Source organism: Corynebacterium sp. Marseille-Q2823, assembly GCF_903645345.1.
Taxonomy (GTDB): Bacteria; Actinomycetota; Actinomycetes; order Mycobacteriales; family Mycobacteriaceae; genus Corynebacterium; species Corynebacterium hiratae.
This window is the reverse complement of sequence record NZ_CAHJXS010000003.1, coordinates 22860-42062: the sequence shown is the minus strand read 5'-3', so window position 1 is coordinate 42062 and position 19203 is coordinate 22860. Positions and strand designations below refer to the sequence as shown.

The 19203-nt window shown below is 63.3% G+C and carries 18 protein-coding genes and 1 tRNA gene; 12 read left to right on the top strand and 7 right to left on the bottom strand.

Features of this window, described 5'->3' with window-relative positions; genetic code table 11:
* Window positions 1-31: 31 nt before the first annotated feature.
* Window positions 32-1306: a phosphoribosylamine--glycine ligase gene (purD, locus tag HWX44_RS04020; protein WP_175973295.1), complete on the bottom strand. Its 1275-nt coding sequence runs from the start codon at window positions 1304-1306 to the stop codon at window positions 32-34.
* 34 nt (window positions 1307-1340) lie between these two features.
* Between purD and HWX44_RS04015 the strand changes: the two genes are divergently transcribed.
* Window positions 1341-1769 carry an HIT family protein gene (locus HWX44_RS04015; RefSeq protein ID WP_046649286.1) on the top strand — a complete coding sequence of 143 codons (429 nt, stop codon included), beginning with the start codon at window positions 1341-1343 and terminating at the stop codon, window positions 1767-1769.
* Between the two features lie 24 nt (window positions 1770-1793).
* Here the strand turns inward: HWX44_RS04015 and HWX44_RS04010 are convergent, their stop codons facing one another.
* The 3 genes from HWX44_RS04010 to HWX44_RS04000 form a co-directional block, all read right to left on the bottom strand.
* Entirely contained in the window at window positions 1794-3245 is a 1452-nt protein-coding gene (locus HWX44_RS04010; protein WP_175973294.1) for a sensor histidine kinase, read from the bottom strand.
* 11 nt (window positions 3246-3256) lie between these two features.
* Window positions 3257-3961 carry a response regulator transcription factor gene (locus HWX44_RS04005; RefSeq protein WP_046649284.1) on the bottom strand — a complete coding sequence of 235 codons (705 nt, stop codon included), beginning with the start codon at window positions 3959-3961 and terminating at the stop codon, window positions 3257-3259.
* Between the two features lie 132 nt (window positions 3962-4093).
* A complete protein-coding gene (locus HWX44_RS04000; RefSeq protein ID WP_049154748.1) occupies window positions 4094-4867 on the bottom strand; it encodes a MerR family transcriptional regulator in 774 nt (257 codons plus the stop codon).
* 80 nt (window positions 4868-4947) lie between these two features.
* Between HWX44_RS04000 and HWX44_RS03995 the strand changes: the two genes are divergently transcribed.
* Window positions 4948-6237 carry an MFS transporter gene (locus HWX44_RS03995; RefSeq protein WP_175973292.1) on the top strand — a complete coding sequence of 430 codons (1290 nt, stop codon included), beginning with the start codon at window positions 4948-4950 and terminating at the stop codon, window positions 6235-6237.
* 66 nt (window positions 6238-6303) lie between these two features.
* On the opposite strand, the gene HWX44_RS03990 is transcribed toward HWX44_RS03995, so the two are convergent.
* Entirely contained in the window at window positions 6304-8049 is a 1746-nt protein-coding gene (locus HWX44_RS03990) for a pyruvate dehydrogenase (protein WP_175973290.1), read from the bottom strand.
* Between the two features lie 169 nt (window positions 8050-8218).
* Here HWX44_RS03990 and HWX44_RS03985 point away from each other — a divergent pair, with 169 nt between their 5' ends.
* Complete coding sequence (locus tag HWX44_RS03985) at window positions 8219-9718, top strand: MFS transporter (RefSeq protein ID WP_049154745.1); 1500 nt, start codon at window positions 8219-8221, stop codon at window positions 9716-9718.
* A 137-nt stretch (window positions 9719-9855) separates the two neighbouring features.
* On the top strand, window positions 9856-10215 hold the full coding sequence (locus tag HWX44_RS03980; RefSeq protein WP_254868101.1) for a TetR/AcrR family transcriptional regulator: 360 nt from the start codon (window positions 9856-9858) through the stop codon (window positions 10213-10215).
* Window positions 10216-10255: 40 nt separating this feature from the next.
* Here HWX44_RS03980 and HWX44_RS03975 read toward each other — a convergent pair.
* Window positions 10256-10328 (bottom strand) — tRNA-Thr (locus HWX44_RS03975).
* 186 nt (window positions 10329-10514) lie between these two features.
* On the opposite strand from HWX44_RS03975, the gene thrE reads away from it, so the two are divergent.
* Genes thrE through otsB form a run of 5 tightly spaced genes read left to right on the top strand, consistent with a single transcriptional unit; the run spans window position 10515 to window position 15296 of the window.
* Window positions 10515-12191 (top strand): threonine/serine exporter ThrE, encoded by a 1677-nt coding sequence (thrE, locus tag HWX44_RS03970; RefSeq protein ID WP_046649278.1) that lies wholly within the window; start codon window positions 10515-10517, stop codon window positions 12189-12191.
* A gap of 50 nt (window positions 12192-12241) precedes the next feature.
* The gene (locus HWX44_RS03965; protein WP_046649277.1) at window positions 12242-12589 is read left to right on the top strand and encodes a hypothetical protein; all 348 of its coding nucleotides are present in this window, start codon (window positions 12242-12244) and stop codon (window positions 12587-12589) included.
* 2 nt (window positions 12590-12591) lie between these two features.
* Window positions 12592-14013, top strand: a complete 1422-nt coding sequence (locus HWX44_RS03960) for an alpha,alpha-trehalose-phosphate synthase (UDP-forming) (RefSeq protein ID WP_175973289.1) — start codon at window positions 12592-12594, stop codon at window positions 14011-14013.
* On the top strand, window positions 14010-14522 hold the full coding sequence (locus HWX44_RS03955) for a hypothetical protein (protein WP_046649275.1): 513 nt from the start codon (window positions 14010-14012) through the stop codon (window positions 14520-14522). Before HWX44_RS03960 ends, HWX44_RS03955 begins: the two co-directional genes overlap by 4 nt.
* A gap of 30 nt (window positions 14523-14552) precedes the next feature.
* Entirely contained in the window at window positions 14553-15296 is a 744-nt protein-coding gene (otsB, locus tag HWX44_RS03950) for a trehalose-phosphatase (RefSeq protein WP_070511068.1), read from the top strand.
* Here the strand turns inward: otsB and HWX44_RS03945 are convergent.
* Window positions 15293-16378, bottom strand: a complete 1086-nt coding sequence (locus HWX44_RS03945; RefSeq protein ID WP_070511070.1) for a LacI family DNA-binding transcriptional regulator — start codon at window positions 16376-16378, stop codon at window positions 15293-15295. The genes otsB and HWX44_RS03945 overlap by 4 nt on opposite strands.
* A gap of 71 nt (window positions 16379-16449) precedes the next feature.
* On the opposite strand from HWX44_RS03945, the gene HWX44_RS03940 reads away from it, so the two are divergent.
* The 3 genes from HWX44_RS03940 to HWX44_RS03930 are packed head-to-tail and all read left to right on the top strand — an operon-like array spanning window position 16450 to window position 19198.
* Window positions 16450-17556 (top strand): metal ABC transporter solute-binding protein, Zn/Mn family, encoded by a 1107-nt coding sequence (locus tag HWX44_RS03940; RefSeq protein WP_175973287.1) that lies wholly within the window; start codon window positions 16450-16452, stop codon window positions 17554-17556.
* Window positions 17557-18258 carry a metal ABC transporter ATP-binding protein gene (locus HWX44_RS03935; protein WP_049154738.1) on the top strand — a complete coding sequence of 234 codons (702 nt, stop codon included), beginning with the start codon at window positions 17557-17559 and terminating at the stop codon, window positions 18256-18258.
* Window positions 18236-19198, top strand: coding sequence for a metal ABC transporter permease (locus tag HWX44_RS03930; protein WP_175973284.1), 963 nt, complete (start codon window positions 18236-18238; stop codon window positions 19196-19198). The genes HWX44_RS03935 and HWX44_RS03930 overlap by 23 nt, the downstream gene beginning before the upstream one ends.
* The last annotated feature ends 5 nt before the right edge of the window (window positions 19199-19203 follow it).

Sequence of the window (19203 nt, the reverse complement as noted above, 5' to 3'; positions counted from 1 at the left end):
GCCGCACCCCAAAGGAAGCATTATCAGGGAATTAGATGCTAATCTGGCCCTTCTCCGCTGGCAGTGCAATGTCCGTGCGGAAGAAGCTGCCCTCCAGCTCGATGCCGCCGAGAACTTCGTAGGCGGCCGCGCGGGCATCGGCGAGGGTGGCACCACGGCCGAGAACGTTGAGGACGCGCCCACCGTTGGAGACGTAGCCGCCCTCCCCCGTGGTGGTACCGGCGTGCAGAACCCGGGTGGGATCATCAAGGTCCGGCGAGGAAATCGGATCGCCCTTGCGCGGCGAAGCCGGGTAGCCCTCGGCAGCCAGCACCACGGTGACGGCATAGCCGTCTTCCCACTCCAGCGGCGCCAGCTCCGCTAGCTGTCCGGTAGCGGTGGCGCTCAAAACCTCACCCAGCGGAGACTTCAGCAAAGCGAGTACCGCCTGCGTTTCCGGGTCACCGAAGCGGGCATTGAATTCCACCACGGCTGGGCCTTCCTTGCCCCACGCCAGGCCGGCGTACAGCAAGCCAGAGTACGGGGTGCCACGCTTGACCATTTCCTTAGCCACGGGGACGCAGACTTCGTCGACGATGCGCTGGACGCCGTCGGCAGGCAGCCACGGCAGCGGGGTGTAGGCGCCCATGCCGCCGGTGTTGGGGCCCTCATCGTTGTCGTAGGCGCGCTTGTGGTCCTGCGCTGGGAGCAGCGGGACGACGGTCTCGCCGTCCACCAAGCAGAACAGGGAGACCTCCGGGCCGTCGAGGAAGGACTCGAGCAGCACCGGGTTGCCCACGGCGTGAACCGCATCAACGTGCGCGCGGGCCGCGTCGCGGGACTCGGTCACCACGACGCCCTTGCCGCCGGCCAAGCCGTCGTCCTTAACCACGAAGTGCGGGCCGAAACGATCGAGGGCGGCCTCGATGTCCTCATCGCTGGTGCCGGGGGCGAGCTGCTCCGCGCGGGCGGTGCGCACGCCGGCGGCCGCCATCACGTCCTTAGCAAAGGCCTTGGAACCTTCGATCTGTGCCGCGCTTGCCGACGGCCCGAAGACCGCGATGCCGCGCTCACGCAGTGCATCCGCCACGCCTTTCACCAGCGGCACCTCCGGTCCAATGACGACGAGGTCCGCTGCGATGTCCACTGCCAGCTCCGTCATGCGTGCAGGATCGTCCACCTGGGAATACTCCGGGTGGACGGTGGCCTGCATCCTATGCGCCGGGGAACCGGGGGCAATGTGCAGATCGGTAACAGAAGGGTCAGCTTTCAGGCCGGTGAGCAGGGCGTGTTCGCGGCCGCCCGAGCCAATAACGAGAATGCGCATGCCGTCTATCTTAACTGGCGGTAGCCTAGGGGCCATGTCTTCCGTATTTACAAAGATCATCGAGGGCGAGCTGCCTGCTCGCTTTGTGTACCGCGACGAGAAGTGCGTGGCGTTTTTGTCCATCGAGCCGCTGCGTTATGGCCACACCTTGGTGGTGCCGGTCGAGGAGGTCGATAAGTGGACTGACCTCGATTCAGAAACCTGGGCACACCTCAACGAGATCGCTCTAGAGATCGGTGGCGCCATCAAGACGGCCTTCGACACCCCGCGTACGGGCTACATCATCGCTGGCTTCGACGTTCCCCATACCCATATCCACCTCTTCCCCACCGAAAAGATGGAAGACTACGACTTCGCCAAGGCCTTCGCTGCCGACGCCACCGACCCCGCCGCCATGGACGAGGCCGCCGCGCGCATTCGCCAGCACCTCGGCACGGACGAGGATGGCCGCCGCGACAGCTAAGAGCTGACTGCTACCTTTCGGCAGCTAGGCACTAGCTGCCGCCTTGGGCAGGCAGATGGTGAAGATCGATCCGCTGCCCAGCTCCGAATCCACGGAGATTGAACCGCCGTGCTGCTCGACGAGTGATTTCACGATGGCCAAGCCCAAACCCGAGCCACCCGTATCGCGGGTGCGCGAGGTATCAGCACGGTAAAAGCGCTCAAAGATGTGGGCTGCGTCTTCGGGGGAGATGCCCTTGCCGTCATCGGCGACGTCGATAAGCACGTGCTCCTCGTCGTCGCGCAAGGTCAGCGTCACCGACGCCTCCTCGCCGCCGTGGCGGATACCGTTGGATACCAAATTGAGCAGCACTTGGTGCAGGCGGTCCGCGTCACCGTTGACCATCGGAATCCCGGAGGCCTCGTTGTTGACGTTGATGGTGCGGCCCGCAAAAGCCGCCCGCGCCGAGGAACCCACTGACAGCACAAGTTCCAGCATGTCAACCTCGCGCATGTCCAGGCGCGAGCCCTCCGCTCGCGTCAGGGCCAGCAGATCCTCCACGAGCAACGACATCCGCTTAGACTCGGCATCGATCTTGCTGAAGACAAACTCCGCATCCTGGGTAGCCCCCGAGCGGTACAGCTCCGTGTAGCCGCGCAGGCTGGTCAGCGGCGTGCGCAGCTCGTGGGAGGCATCGCCGACGAAGCGGCGCATTTGCTGTTCTTTTTCCTGCGCATCGACGACGGAATTCTGCAGCTGCCCCAGCATGACGTTGAGCGCTGCGGCAAGCTGCCCCACTTCAGTGTGCAACGGCCACTCCGGCACGCGCTTGTCCAGGTTGCCCGCCGCGATCTGGGAAGCCGTTTTCTCGACCACGCGCAGCGGCCGCAGCGCCCGGTGGATCAGCCACATGCCCACCACCGCGATGATCAGCATGACCAAGGCCGCGATGATCACCTGGACAATCGCCAACCCTTTCAGGATGGAGTTTTCCGTCGTCATGTCTTTGGCGACGACCACCACGGAACCATCCCGTTGGAGTTTGGCCACGGCCCGCCATTCGGTCTCGCCTTGAATCGAGCGCACGGTGGTGGGTTCCCCGCCGACGATCACGTTGCGTGCATCAGGCAACGCCGCGATGGGCCGCGTGGTCACCACGGAGCCATCGGGATAGTACGCCAGCGCCACATAGTCCGTCGGGGGTCGGCGGCTTCCGTCCTGCGGCATATAAAAGGACTCGTCGAGGTTGCTGGCCCAGGAGCTGTGGGCGTCGTTAAGCTCGGTGTCCACTCGGGTGTAGAGCACGTTGCGCATGATCGACGACACCGCCAGGGAGGACATGGCCAGGCCAAGCCCCGATACCAGCACCATGAGGACAAGTAGCCACGTGCGCAGGGGCAGCGCTTTGGGGCGCTGCATACGCCGGCGCGGGGTTTTATCCCGCACCAGCGTCACCCCGGATTGTGGGGCCTGAATATTCGCGGTGGGTTCGCTCATAGTGGATGAGCCTACGAGCGCGGCATGCGCAGCACGTAACCGACACCGCGGACGGTGTGAATAAGCGGGGTATCGCCGGTATCAATTTTGCGGCGTAGGTAAGAAATGTAAGACTCCACCACGTTGCCGTCACCACCAAAGTCGTAGTGCCAGACATTATCCAGAATCTTGGACTTGGACAGCACCACCTCGCGGTTCTGCATGAGGTAGCGCAGCAGGTTGAACTCGGTAGGCGAAAGCTCCACGATCTCCCCCGCCTTGGTGACCTCGTGGGTGTCATCGTTGAGGGTGAGGTCGGCATAGGTCATGGTGGCGTCGCCGTCCTGGTCATCCACCGCGTTACCGCGGCGCAGAATCACGCGCAGGCGGGTGATGACCTCTTCCAGGCTGAAGGGCTTGGTGACGTAATCATCCGCGCCAATGGTCAAGCCATGGATGCGCTGGTCCACGCTGTCCTTGGCGGTCAGGTAGAGCACGGGGCCGTCGAGGCCCTCTGCGCGTAGCTTGCCCAGCAGCTCAAAGCCGTCCATGCCCGGCATCATGACGTCCATGATGTAAGCGTCAGGATTGATCTCACGCGCGATGCGCAGGGCCTCGTTGCCGGAGTTGGCGCTGTGTACGTCGAAACCTTGAAACTTTAGGGAGACGGTGAGCAACTCAACGATATTGGGCTCGTCATCGACGACAAGTACCTTGACGTCCTTCGAATCATCCATGGTCCCGCTTTGGTCCTTTCTCCGCTTCTCCTGACGCCTGGTGGCGCCAGGGATATCTCATTCAAGGTGAGAAGTATTGCACTCTGGCTTCCAAGGGTACTGAGCGGAGTCTGTACGTGCGCTGTGAACCGACTAGTCCCAGGCGAGATTGTCCAGATCCACCCCTTCCGCCTGGGCTTGCGCCTCAATCAGCTGGCGCAAATAGTCGGCGTTACCGCGGTAAGTCTCGTTAAACCGCGGGTCCTCGCAATACATGCGCGCCAGGATCACCTGCTTGGACCTCGACACCGGGTACCACTGGGCGATGAGGGCGCGGTGCTTGTCGACGATCTCCTTCGCCTCCTCGCCGCCCGGTTCAAGTCCTGCGTCCGCGGCCTCCTCTAGCTCGGCCGCAAAGTTCTCATGGTCCACTGAGAATTCCTCCCAGACCTTCTTTCCCATCGAATCTGCGACGGCCGCACTGGCCGCCCATTCTTTGCTATCTCCCCACTTCTCGTGGGCTTCTTCCTGCAGTTGGGGCCATGCGTCACCCAGGTTCCGCACTTTTTGGCTGGGGCTTAGGTTCTTATCCATTTCGGTCTCCTCAATTAGTCTTTCCACTGCGTACAACATGGCGTCGACGTCGGCTCGCCGCTTCTGCAAGGCCTCGTGTTGGGCGCGGAGGCGGGGCAGGGTGGCGGACGAGGGGGCATCGAGAAGCACTGCGATGTCCTTCAGCTCAATTCCCACGCTGCGATAAATCAGGATGTCCATCCCGCGTTGCACATCGTCTTCGGTGTAGAGGCGGTGATCGCCCCCGGTGCGCCACTGGGGGCTAAGCAGGCCGATGTCATCCCAGTGCCGCAGGGTGCGGGTGGTGACTTTCAAAATTCCGGCCACATCGCCGATGCTGTAGTCGTTACGCATGTCGTTGAGCCTAAAAGTTCACGTCGCGTTAAGTGCAACTCCATCCACTCGGCAGGTGTTTTTGCCTACGATAATGAAGCATGACGCAAGCCTCGAAGCGCACTGACCGCCTCACCGTGGCTGCTTGGGCCCTGTGGGACTGGGGTTCGGCCGCCTTCAACGCGGTGCTCGTGACGTTTATTTTCTCGGTCTATCTCACCGATTCGGTGGGACAGCAGATTGACTCGCAGTTCACCCCGGCGCAGTGGCTGTCGTGGTCCATGACGGTGGCGGGGCTGGTGATTTTTGCGGTCACCCCTGTGATGGGCCAGCGCTCGGACCGGTTGGGCACGCGGCGTCGCGCGCTGGGCTTCTGGTCGCTGCTGACGTTCCTGGTCATGGCCAGCCTGTTCTTCATCCGCAATGATGCGCCCGCGTATTTCTGGCTGGGCCTCATCGGCCTGGCGGTAGGTTCGGTGACCATCCAATTCGCGGAGGTCAACTACTTTGCCCAACTCAACCAGGTGGCCACCGAGGACAAGGTGGGCCGCGTATCCGGCCTGGGCTGGTCGGCAGGCTATTTCGGCGGCATCGTGCTGCTGCTCATCTGCTACTTCGGCTTCGTCTCCGGCGAGGGCGGCGGACTGGGGCTGTCCACGGAGGGTGGCTGGAATGTTCGGCTCGTGGCACTGCTTTCGGCGGCGTGGTTTGGACTGTCTGCCATCCCCGTGTTGCTGCGCGTTCCGGAGATTGCCCCGTCGGGTGAATCGACGGGCGGTGTGGCGGAGTCTTACCGCGAGCTGTGGCGGACGGTGCACACGCTGTGGCGGGAGGACCGCAACGCCTTTGCCTTCCTCTTCGCTTCCGCCATCTTCCGCGATGGCCTGTCCGCGGTGTTTAGCTTCGGCGCCGTGCTGGGCGTATCCGTCTATGGGCTTTCGCCTGGCGACGTCCTCATCTTCGGTGTTGCCGCCAACGTTGCCGCCGCGCTGGGCGCGGTGGCGGGCGGGCTTATCGACGACCACGTGGGGCCCAAAGCCATCATTCTCACCTGCCTGACAATTCTCACCGCAATGGCTGGTGTGATGTTTTTCGCGCAAGGCCCGACGGCTTTCTGGATCTGCGGGCTCATCCTGTGCCTGTGCGTGGGGCCAGCCCAGGCCTCCGCCCGCGGTTTCTTGGCGCGTGTGGCCCCGCCGGGGCGCGAAGGCGAGATGTTTGGCCTCTACGCCACGACCGGGCGGGCCGTGGCATGGTTGACGCCCTTCCTCTTTGGCGTCTTCGTTTCCCTGCTCGGGCAGGGAGACCGGGGAGGCGTGCTCGCCATTGGGCTGGTCCTGCTCGTCGGCGCGCTGGTCCTCATCCCAGTCAAAGACCCCGCGAAGGCATAACGCTTTCGCGGGGTGGAACCGCAGGGTGTGGGTCCCTTTTAATGTGCGGCGCTTAACGCCGACACATTAAAAGTCCTGCGGGCGCGGGATATTGCGCAGGTTGGACTTCGCCATGGAGAGCATCTGGCCCACGCCACCGCCGAAGACAGTGCGGGTTGCCGCCTTGGAGAAGCCGAGCAGCTGCTCAAAGGTCAGCGTCGGCGGCAGGGAGAGGGCGTTGGGGTCCGTGACGACGTCGATAAGCGCAGGCCCGTCGTAGGCCAAAGCCTCCTTGATGAGGCGCGGCGCGTCCTTCGGATCCTCGATGCGGAAGTGCTTGATGCCGGCTCCCTCCGCGATCTTGGCGTAGTTCACGTGCTCGTGGTCGGTCTCATGCTCCGGCAGGCCCTGGACCAGCATCTCCAGCTTGACCATGCCGAGGGAAGAGTTGTTGAACACGAACATCTTCACCGGCAGGTTGTGCAGCTTCACCGTCAGCAGCTCGCCCATGAGCATGGAGAGCCCGCCGTCACCGGAGAAGGTGATGACCTGGCGGTCCTGGTGCGCTGCCTGCGCACCGATGGCCATCGGCAGGGCGTTGGCCATGGTGCCGTGGCGGAAGGAACCGATCTGCTCGCGCTGACCATTCGGGGTGATGTAGCGCGCGCCCCAGACATTGCACATGCCGGTATCGACGGTGAAGATGGCATCCTCATCGGCCTCTTGGTCAATGAGGTCCGCAATGTACTCCGGGTGAATCGGGGTGTGCTTCTCCACGCCCGAGGTATAGGCCTCAACGACGTGGTTCAGCTTGTCGTAGTGCTTCTTGAGCATCTTGTCGAGGAAGGAGCGGTCCTTCTTCTCCTCCACGTGCGGCAGGATGTTCTCAATCGTGGCGCCGACATCACCGGTGACCGGGTACTTAATGCGGGTGCGGCGGCCGATGTGGGAGCCATCGATGTCGACCTGGGCCACGTTGGCATCCGGCAGGAAGTCGTTGTAGGGGAAGTCCGTACCCAGCAGGATGAGCAGGTCTGCCTCGTGGGTGGCCTCGTGGGCCGCGCCGTAGCCGAGCAGGCCGGACATGCCGACGTCGAAGGGGTTGTCGTACTGGATGTACATCTTGCCGCCCAGGGCGTGGCCGATGGGGGCCTTGATCTTTTCGGCGAGTGCGAGGACCTGCTCGCGCGCATTCTTCACGCCGGCGCCAACGAAGAGGGTGACGGTCTTGGCCTCATTGATGGCCTGGGTCAGCGCGGCGGCCTCTGCCGGGTCCGGGTAGACAACCGGGCGGCCGGAGGAAATCACGGAGGAGGTGAAGGCATCTTCCTCGGCCTCCTGCGTGGAGACATCACCCGGGATAACGAGGACGGACACGCCCTTGCCGGCCATGGTGCTCTGAATGGCGTGGTGCAGGACCACTCCTCCCTGCTCAGCGGAGTTGACCATCTCGCAGTAGCCGGAGCACTCCTGGAAGATGGCCTCCGGGTGGGTTTCCTGGAAGAACGTCGAGCCGATCTGGCGGGAAGGAATGTGGCTGGCTAGGGCGAGGACCTTGGCGCCGTTGCGGTGGGCGTCGTAAAGCCCCTGAATAAGGTGCGTATTTCCCGGGCCGCAGGAGGCGGCGCACACGGCGAGGTTGCCGGTGGTGAGGGAATCGGCCTCAGCGGCGAATGCCGCGGCCTCTTCGTTGCGGACGTGGACCCACTCGATGGAGGACTGCCGCACCGCGTCCACGATGGGGTTGAGGGAATCACCGACAAGCCCATAGATGCGCTTAACTCCCTGGGCTTCCAAGGTTTCTACGAGTTGCGTGGCGTAATTGCGTGCCATGTTGTACCTCTCTAACTTTTATCGCTAACGGACCCCAGTGTTCTCCCTCCCGGTGGTGTTTCGCCACCATAAAGCTGCCTTCTCACGTCACGCGCACTTTGTGACTTTAACAACAAGTCAACATTCAAGACTTTGAAACTGTAACGACCGTTCGCTATAGTTTCGCAGCATGACAGACGTTCACACGAAAGCCTCCGCAGAGGCCTTAAGCACCTCAGCGACCCGACGGTGGATCTTTTTTAGTGTCATCTCCTTGGGTCTGCTCATGATCGGCTTGGACAACTCGATCCTTTACACTGCCCTGCCGGAGCTCTCCGAGCAGCTGCACGCCACCTCGCTGCAGCAGCTGTGGATCATCAACGCCTACGCGCTCATGCTCGCCGGCCTCCTCCTAGGCACCGGCACGTTAGGTGACAAGATCGGTCACCGCCGCATGTTCGTCATCGGCCTGTGGGTCTTCGGCATCGCTTCGCTGGCCGCCGCACTCGCCCCCGGCGCGTGGGAGCTCGTCGCCGCTCGCGCCTTCCTAGGTCTCGGTGCGTCCATCATGATGCCCGCTACCCTGGCGCTGATTCGCCTGACCTTTGAGGATGAGATTGAGCGCAACACCGCCATCGGCATTTGGGGCTCCATCGCCGTCGTCGGCGCGGCGGCGGGCCCCACGGTAGGCGGCTTCTTGCTCGAGCATTTCTGGTGGGGATCGGTCTTTTTGGTCAACGTGCCCATCGTCATCATCGCGCTCATCCTCACCGCCTTCCTCGCCCCGCCTAATGTGGCGAACCCGGCGAAGCAGTGGGATTTCTTGTCTTCCCTTTACGCGCTGATCACGCTGGCTTCGCTGGTGCTCGTCATCAAGTCTGTCGCCAGCTCCCATCTCAACGCCATGCTTATTGGCGGCGCGCTGGCTGCCTGTCTCATCGGTGCCATCCTCTTCACTCGCCGCCAGCACAAACTGAAGGAGCCGCTTCTCACCTTCGATATCTTCCGCTCGCCCATCTTCAGCGGCGGCGTGTTGGCCGCAGCCGGCGCCATGTTTGGCATGGCAGGGCTGGAAATGACCACCACGCAGAAGCTGCAGTTGGTGGACCTCTACTCCCCGCTGCACGCTGGGCTCATCATTTCCCTCATCGCGATTGCGGCGCTGCCGATGTCCGCGCTGGGCGGGGCTAACCTGCACCGCTGGGGTTTCTTGCCCATCATCGCTGGCGGCTTCCTCGCCATGGCAGCGGGCATTGGCGGCGTGGTGTGGGGCGGCACGCACGAGGTCTTCCCCGCATACCTGGCTGGTCTGTTCATCACTGGCCTCGGCGCGGGGTTCGTGATGTCGGTGTCCTCCACTGCCATCATCGGTGCCGCTCCTGCGTCACGCTCCGGCATGGCCGCGGGTGTGGAGGAAGTGTCCTATGAGTTTGGCACACTGCTGTCGATTGCGGTCACTGGATCAGTGCTGCCAATGCTCTACAAGAGCGGACTGCCCGAGGACATCCAGGACTTAGGCATGGAAGCACTCCACAACCCCGCACTCGCGGAGGCCGCCGGCGCCGCGTATAACGACGCCTACCTAGCCACCGCCGCTGGGCTCGGCGTAGTCATGCTCATTTTTGCCGCGGTCACCGGCTGGTGCTTCCGCAGCAATCCAACCTCAGGAGGTGCCGATGCCCCGCGTTAGTAAAAAGGTCGAGGCGCTCGAAAAAGCGCTCGCCATCATCGAAGAGGATGGCGTTCACGCGCTGACCTACGATTCCCTGGCCACCGCCACAGGCATGAGTAAGTCTGGGCTCATCTACCCTTCCCACCGCCACGGCATTGCCACACTCGCGCGAAGCCTGGGAGGAAGAGCTCGTCGGTCTCTCCGACGGCAAGACGGCAGACCAGCTGAGCCCGCGCCAGCGCTACCGTGCCGCGCTGGAGTCCATGGGAAAGAATGACCCGCTCATTGAATTGCTCATGTCCATCCACTCACAGTCCCATCCGGACTTCCAGAAGGTGTGGAGGGACGTCGACAGGCGCTGGCTCCCCGATCCTGCCTCGGAGGATGAATCCGTCGTGCTGGCTTCAATCATCGCCGACGGCCTGTGGGTCCACGATCACCTCACCGACCGCCCCCTACCGCCGCAAAGGCGCCGCGCGCTTATCGACGTCGCCTTGGGCCACCTCGCCGAATAGGCCCGAAAAGAGAGAAAGGGCCTTGAAAAAGGCCCTTTTGAGCTGGAGACGAGACTTGAACTCGCAACCTACGCATTACAAGTGCGTTGCGCTACCAATTGCGCCACTCCAGCACCGCGGCTCATCCGCTATGGGGAATCGTACCTGAGCCCACCCCATGGACGGAAAGCCAGGGTGGTTGCACTGCGAAAAAGCGGCCGTCAGGGGCCCGAAAAGCACTGGCAGGTGCATAAATCCGCGGCAGTTACTAAAGTGCTGACTTACCGAACCCAGAAGTGTTGTTGAGGTCTTTCTTTTCCGTGTCTGTTCTTTCTTCCTTGCGCCAGCGCCTGCTATACCGGTCGGCTCCGGTCGCCACCATCGACGCCGCTAAGGCCGCACCGCCGCCCTCCCCGCTCGCCCCTGTTGATCTCACCGATCCGGCCCAGGTCACCGGCGTCATGGAGATCGCCGCGCGCGTCGGCGAAATCCTGATTGCAGCGGGCTCAGCCAATACCGACGTGCAGGCACAGATTCACCTCGTCGCATCCTCCTATGGCCTGCACTACTGCCACGTGTCGATCCTGATGAACACCATCACTATCCACACCGCCATCGGCACAGGGCCGGATCGGCACAACCTCCACGTCTTCCGCGTGGCGCCGAGCATCGCCGTGGATTTCACCAAACTATCCGCCGTTGACAGGCTCATCCGCTCCATCCATTCCGGTGCTACGCCACCGGCAATGGCGGAGAAGATCTTGGATGACATCGATGCGATGAAGAACCCCTATTCCAAGACCACCATCGTCAGCGCGTGGGGTGCCATGGGTGGATTCATCGCCGTGATGCTGGGCGGTGACCTTCTCGTCGGTGTTGTCACCTTCCTCATTTCGGCACTCATCATGGGCACGAATATGTTCCTCGCCGGCTACCGGCTGCCGCCGTTCTATCAGAACCTTGTCGGCGGCCTGCTTGCCGTCATTCCCGCGGCCATCCTCTACAACGTTTTCGCGCGATTTGGCATCCAGATGCTACCCTCCCAAATCATCGGTTCCGGCATCGTCGTGCTGGTGGCGGGACTAACGCTCGTACAGTGCCTCGTGGACGGCATCACCCGCGCACCCGTGACCTCGTCCGCGAAGTTCTTTGAGGCTCTCATGTCCACCGGCGCCATCATCGCCGGCGTGGGCCTGGGTATCCAGGTGGCGTCGTGGTTGGGCTTTAGCCTTCCCCCACTAGCCACGCTCGCCCCGCCCGTCTATCACCAAATCCCACTGCTCGTACTGTGCGGCGGCATCGGCTCCGCCGCCTTTGCGCTGGCGCTGGGAGCCTCCTGGTCCGAGGTCACCATCTCCGGTCTCACGGCCGCCGCCGGTATGGTGTTCTACTACTTCCTCGTCGTCTTCTTGGGCGTCGGGGCCGTCATTGCCTCGGGCATTTCTGCCGCAGCGGTGGGCTTGGCCGGCGGCCTACTCTCCCGTCGCTACATGATGCCGCCACTCATCACTATGATCGTGGGCTATACGCCCATGCTTCCAGGCCTGACGTTGTACCGCGGCATGTACGCCATGCTCAACGAGCAGCTCATCACCGGCCTGACCAACCTGGCCAGCGCCCTCGCCATCGCCGGTGCACTTGCCGCCGGCGTCGTCTTCGGCGAGCGAGTCGCCCGCCGCCTGCGCCGCCCGCAGTACTTCCGCCCCTACACCGCCTTCAAGCGCCTAGGCACGTTCTCCTTCGCGCGCGCCACCCGCCTGGCGCAGCGCGCCCGCATTCCCCGCGTACCCCTGTCTCCCTTCGCCCCGCGCCACAATCTGCCGGCCCCGCCGCCGCAATATGGGCCCAAACCACCGACGCCCGCACAGCAGGCGCGCTTCCAGCAGGGCGATGCCATCACGGACATGTGGCCCGTTACCACGCAATTTCCGGCGCAGCGCCCCACCTACACGGTGCCCGGCAAAGATGACCCGAGCGCCCCAACGAAGTCGCAATAGCGTAGAATAGCCGGTCTGAAAGCTTTCATACTTCATCCCAGGAGGACTCCGTGCCACCAAAGGTCACAGATACCCAGCCCGCGGCTGACCAGACTCACGCAGTAGAGGAGGAGACCGCCCGCTCCGCGCGCCGCGTTGTCGCCACCTATGCGGAGGATTTCCTCGACGGCGTGACCCTCATGTCGATGCTGGGCGTCGAGCCAGAAGGCTTGGTCCACCGCAAGGTGCTGGCCGAGCAAGCCGATGCTGCCCCCAAGAAGAGCAGCAAGAAGGCCACGAAGAAGGCTTCTAAGAAATCCACGAAGAAGACGACTAAGAAGGCCACGAAGAAAGCCACCAAGAAGACAACTAAGAAGGCCACGAAGAAGGCAACTAAAAAGGCCGCAAAGAAGGCCTAGCTATGTCCGGGCGCACCAATAGCTTCGTCGTCGTTGCCAATCGCCTGCCGGTGGACCTCGAGACCGCCGCCGATGGCACCCGCGAGTGGAAGGCATCCCCCGGCGGCCTCGTCACCGCGCTCTCCCCGGTCTTGGAAGAACACCAGGGCTGCTGGGTGGGATGGCCGGGCGTAGCCGACGAAGCTCCCGAGCCCTTCACCACGGATAACGGTGTCCTCCTTCACCCGGTGCGCCTGACACAGGAGGATTTTGAGGCCTTCTATGAGGGCTTTTCCAACGCCACCCTGTGGCCGCTCTACCACGACCTCATCGTCACCCCCGTCTACAACCGCGACTGGTGGGATGCCTACCGCGAGGTCAACCTGCGTTTTGCCAACGAGGTAGCAGCCGTCGCCGCAGAGAATGCCACGGTGTGGGTGCAGGACTATCAGCTCCAGCTCGTCCCCGGCATCCTGCGCCAGCTACGCCCCGACCTCACCATTGGATTCTTCCTGCACATTCCCTTCCCCTCCCCGGATCTCTTCCGCCAGTTGCCGTGGCGTGAGGAGTTGGTGCGGGGGCTTCTCGACGCCAACCTGATCGGCTTCCACCTCGAATCCAACGCCCGCAATTTCTTGGAGCTGGCCCGCACCCAAGGGCTGGACGTAGAAGGGGAGGTCAGCACCCGCGCGGTCACCGCTCGCATCGTGACCGGTAGCGGGCATTCTGTCGGGGTAGGCGCTTTCCCCATTTCCATTGCGGCGGGTGAATTCGCTGACGGTGGCGATGCGGGGGACGTCGCCCAGCTGCGCGCTGAGCTGGGGAACCCCAAGCACGTCATTTTGGGTGTGGACCGCCTGGATTACACGAAGGGGATCCTGCAGCGCCTCACCGCCTTCGAGGAGCTCCTCGAGACCGGTGCGCTGGACCCACACGAGGTAACCTTCGTCCAGCTGGCTACTCCTTCGCGCGAACGCATCGACCATTACCGCGCCACGCGTTCAAAGGTGGAGGAGGCCGTGGGCCGCATCAATGGCCGCTTTGGGCGCCTCGGCGCGCCGGTGGTGCATTACCAGCACAGTTCCGTACCGAAGGACGTCCTGCGGCGTTATTACCGGCTCGCGGACATCATGCTGGTCACGCCATTTAAGGACGGCATGAACCTAGTGGCCAAGGAATACGTGGCCTCCCACGGCGACGGCACAGGTGCACTCGTGCTCTCCGAGTTTGCGGGCGCGGCAGCAGAGCTTACCCAAGCCAACCTGTGCAACCCCTTCGACATCGAATCCATCAAGCGCGCCCTACTCTCCGCGGTCAAAGCACTGGAGGAATTCCCCGAGACCATGCGCGAGCGCATGATTGCTATGAACGAGCAGGTGTGTCAGCACGATATCGCGCTGTGGTCGCAGTCCTTCCTCGGCGCACTGAACCAGGAGGAAGCATGATGCGGCGCCGGCTCACCGCTGTGCTCAGTACTGTGCTGCTTGCGCTTGGCCTAGCTGGATGCAGCTCCGCTGAGGAGGAACCTGCCCCGCGCGGCGATGACCGCATCGTGGGCAAGGATTGGCAGGTCATCAACCTCTACACCTCACCGGACGCTCCTTCCTCCCTCCCTGCCGATACTGCACACGTGCCCCATATGAGCTTCGGTGAGCACACCGCGGTGGGCTCAACTGGCTGCGTACCGTTTACCGCTGAGGTGTCCTTCCACAAGGATGACAAAACCTCCACGATCTGGGAGGGCGATATCATGCGGGTGGAGAAAGCCACCTATGAAAGCCCACCGCGAAGCGGCGACTGCGAGGGCTCGATGCAATGGGCTGATTCGCTGATGCGCAACCTCATCGCCGAAGGCCATGAGTTCGACTTCGCGCTCAACCCCAACAACCAACTCGTGTTGACGCTGCGCACCGACAAGGTGGATTCACCGATTATCCGCATGGCCGCGCTATAGCTCCGAAGTTTCAGCGCTAGGGTGGGGAGCATGATTGATGCTCTCGCCGCCGCCGAACATTTAGCGGTTGTTTCCGACTTCGATGGCACCTTGGCCGGCTTCGCGCGCAACGCCTACGCAGTGCGCCCCGAGCAGCGCTCGCTGGATGCTCTCGCTGCCTTGGCGCAACTACCTAACACCACCGCGGCAGTGCTCTCTGGGCGCCACCTCGATGGCCTGATGCGAGTATGCCCGCTGCGCGAGCCGGTGCTTTTTGGTGGCTCGCATGGGGCCGAATCCTCGTGGGAAGAATCCGCGCTCACCCCGGAGATGGAAGCCTACTTGGCCAAGAAGGAAGCGGAAATCAAGGAGATTATCGCCCGCCACCCCGGCGCGGAGCTGGAGATCAAACCTTTCCAGCGGGTGCTGCACCTGCGGGCGCTGGAGTTGCAAGACCCGGACGCCGCCGCTGCTGCTTATGCGGAAGGCGAGGCCTTAAGCGCCGATGGTTTCCCCAAGACTGCGGGCAAGTGCGTCGTCGAGTTCTCCGCAACGCAGGCCACGAAGGGCACGTGGATTGACAAGCTTCGTCACCGCGTCGGGGCCACAGCGGTGGTCTTTTTAGGGGATGACACCACCGACGAAGACGGCTTCGCCGCGCTCAATCAGCCGCCGGACCTCGGTGTCAAGGTTGGTGAGGGCGCAACGCAGGCGGCGCTGCGCGTGCCCGATATCGCGGCGGTGACAGAGTTCCTCGAAGAACTCGCCGCCGCTCGCGCGCAGCACAGCTCTTAAGCCCCGACCGGCGCCACGGTGCGCCCCGGGCGGAAGGTGGTCTCCAACAACACGCGCGGCACCTCGCCGCGCCCCTCGATGAGGCTGGCCAGCATGCGCCCCGCCGCCGCCCCCTTTTCCTTGTTCGGCTGCACGACGGTGCTCAGGCCCAGCGCCAGGGCCGGCGCGATGCCATCGAAGCCGGTGACGGAGAGCTGCTCGGGAACCGCGATTCCATGATCGCGCGCATAAGCCATAACCCCGAGCGCCATCGAATCCGTCGTGCACAACACCGCGGTGAGATCCGGGTACTTAGTCAGCAGCTCCTCCGCGGCCGCGTAAGCCGTACGCGAATCGTTGATGTGTCGCGTCACCACGGGGATGTCTGCAGGATCGAGTCCCGCGTCTGCAAAAACATCGAGCGCACCCAATACACGTGAGCGCTGCACGTGCATGTCCGCCGCGGCCAGTTGTGCAGCCGTCACTTCGCCGTCGAGGCGTTCGCGGTGTAGTCGGATGGCAAGGATACCGATGCGGGTATGGGAGGCGTCGACAAGCGCCTGCGCCGCCGGGGCAATCGCGGCGCGGTCATCGATGCCCACGAAGGGCAAGCCCGAATCCGTGGGCTGGTCACACACCACCACCGGCAGGCCACGGCGCTGCACGGCGTCGAGGTAAGCATCTCCCGCCGCCACGGAATAGACCACGAAACCGTCGACGGCAGCCGAACCTACGAGCTGCGCTGCCTGGGCGTCGTTGGGCGCGCCGGCGGTATCCGGCCCGGCAGGGATGAGAGTCAACGTCGTGCTCGCCCCCGCCGAGGCCTCCGCCATGCCGGCGAGGAAATCCACCGAGGCCATGTCCTCGAAGGCATAGGACAGGTGCTCGGTGAGCAGCACCCCCAGTGAACCTTGGCGGCGCGTGCGCAAGCTGCGTGCGGTGGGATCCGGGCCCGTGTATCCACGCTCAGCCGCGGCGGCGAGGATGCGCTCGCGGGTGGCAGGCGCCAGCTGGTCCGGCCGGTTGTACGCGTTGGACACCGTGGTGGGCGAAACCCCAAGTTCGGCCGCTAGGGAGGCCAGCGTCGTGCTGCGTTTGGACATGACGGCAACATTACCCTTTTTCAACTCATTATCATTTGACAACAATTTTCACTAAACGTAGAAATAGGGACATGACCACTTCCCTCTCACGCCGTGCTTTCCGACGTCCCACCGCTCTCCTCTTCGCAGCCACCCTGGGCGCCGCTTCGCTCACCGCCTGTTCTTCCAGCGGCGATAACGCCGATGGCGGCTCGAATGCCGGTTCCGACAAGGAGACCATTCAGGTCGTCGCCTCGACCTCCATCTGGGCTGATGTGGCCCAGGCGGTCGTCAACACCGCGCAGACCGACGTGAACATCGACGTTCACCCCATCGTGAGCGGTAACAGCGTGGACCCGCACCACTTCGAGCCCACCGCCGCGGACATCGCCCGCGCCAACGAGGCTGACGTCATCATCGCCGGTGGCGGCGGTTACGACGCCTGGCTTTACCAGGCCGTCAAGAACCAGGACCAGATCATTCACGCGCTCCCGCTTACCGCGCATGACCATGGCGATCACGATCATGGTGATCATGAGCATGGAGAGGAACACGACCACGCGCATGATGAGCATGATCATGACGAGCATGCGCATGACCACCATGACCATGGAGAAGGTCATGATCATGCTCACGAAGGTGAGACCGTGACCATGGACGAGGCCAAGAAGATCGCCGCCGAGCACCCCGAGCAAGTCACCAACATCGATGGCAACGAGCACGTGTGGTACGACTCCGCTGCCATCGAGAAGGTGGCGACCGACGTAGCCAATCTCGTCAACGAGGCCAACCCGGAGGCCAAGGCCACCGCCGATCCCCTGGTCGAGCGCGTGGAGGGCCTGAAGGCACGCATCGAGAAGCTCCCGCAGCGCAACTACGCGCAGACCGAGCCCATCGCGGACTACATCTTCAAGTACACCGACAGCACCGACGCCACCCCGGAGGGCTACCGCAAGGCCACCGTCGCTGAGGGCGAGCCCACCGCCGCCGACCTGGCGCACTTCCTCGAGGACATCAAGCAGGACAAGATCGACCTGCTCATCTTTAACCCACAGACCGAAACCGACATGACCAAGCGCATTCGCACCGCCGCCGAGGACAAGAACATCCCGGTCGTCGAAATCGGTGAAACCCCGCCGGAGAAGACCAACTTCCTCGACTACTACGAAGAAGTCGTCAACGCACTCGAGGCTGTGTAAGTGCTCATCTCTTTTAAAAATGCCGCAGTAGAACCACTGTGGTCGGACATGAACCTCGCCGTAGACCGCGGCGAGTTCATCGCCGTTTTAGGCCCCAACGGCGTGGGCAAATCCACGCTCCTCGGCACTATCTTGGGTACCCGCCAGCTCACCGCGGGCAGCGTAGATATCAACTGCCGTGTGGGCTTTATCCCGCAGCAAAGGATGTTCCCTCAGGACCTGCCCCTGCGCGCCCGAGACCTCGTGTCGCTGTCCCTGGCGCATGGCACGCTGCGCAACCGACGTCCTGCCCGGGGGCGCGTGGACGAGCTCCTCGCCGAAGTCGGTGCCACCGGCATCGCTGACCGCCGCGTGGGCCAGCTCTCGGGCGGGCAGCAACAGCTCATCCGCCAAGCCCAGGCCCTAGCCAACGACCCAGAGCTCATCCTCGCGGACGAGCCGCTCTTGTCCTTGGACCCGGCGCGGCAGCAGGCGACCGTCGAGAAGCTCAATGCGTGGCGCCACGAGCGCGGCACCTCCGTGCTCTTCGTTACCCACGGCATCAACCCGGTACTAGGCGTGGTGGACAAGGTGCTCTACCTCGCGCCCAATGGCCACATCTTCGGCACGGTCGATGAAGTCATGCGCTCTGAGGTGCTCTCGGAACTCTATGGCTCCTCCGTGACCGTCCTCAACGTCGATGGGAGGCTCATCGTTGTCTAAGTTCATCGAAGATACCCAGTACCTGCTGGGTGTTGACTTCGTGCAATCCTCGCTCATCGCCTGCGCCCTGCTCGGAATCCTGTCCGGAGTGATGACCTCGCTCATCGTCCTGCGCCAAATGTCCTTCTCCGTGCACGCCACCTCTGAGCTCGCGCTCATGGGCGCGGCCGCAGCTTTGCTCTTCGGCCTCAACATCGGCTTTGGCGCGATTGCTGGCGCCATCGTCGCCGCCATCATCCTGGCGGTGCTGGGACTGAAAGGCCAACAAGACAGCGCTATCGGCGTGGTCATGAGTTTCGGCCTGGGACTCTCGGTTTTGTTCCTGCACCTCTACCCCGGCAACGCCAAAACCGCGATGACGCTACTGACAGGACAAATTGTCGGTGTCTCCTCCGCGTCGGTGTGGCTGCTCGCCGCGACGACCGCCATCATCGTTGCCGTGGTGGCTCTGTTCTGGCGCCCGCTGCTCTTCGCTTCCGCGGATCCCGTCATGGCTCAAGCCGCCGGCGTGCCGGTGAAGTCTCTGGCGGTGTGTTTCGCCATCCTCGTGGGCCTGACGGCCGCACAGTCCGTACAAATCGTCGGTTCCCTGCTCGTCATGGCGCTGCTCATCACCCCGGGCGCAGCGGCGGTACAGATTACCTCCTCCCCGCTGCGCGCGGTGGTGTGGTCCACCATCTTCGCGGAGGTCTCCGCCGTGGGCGGCCTGGTCCTCTCCCTGGCGCCGGGCCTGCCCGTCTCGGTCTTCGTCACGAGCATCTCTTTTGTTATTTACCTGGTCTGCCGCGGCATCGGCTGGGCTCGCAGCCGCAAGGCCGTCCGCGACGACGTCGCCGCCCGCCGCGCCTCCCAGGAACACTTCCGCGCCGCCACCGATCGCGCCGACGCCGAGACACACCACACCTCGACGCACGATGAGCACTGCGCGCATCAGGATTAGGCTAG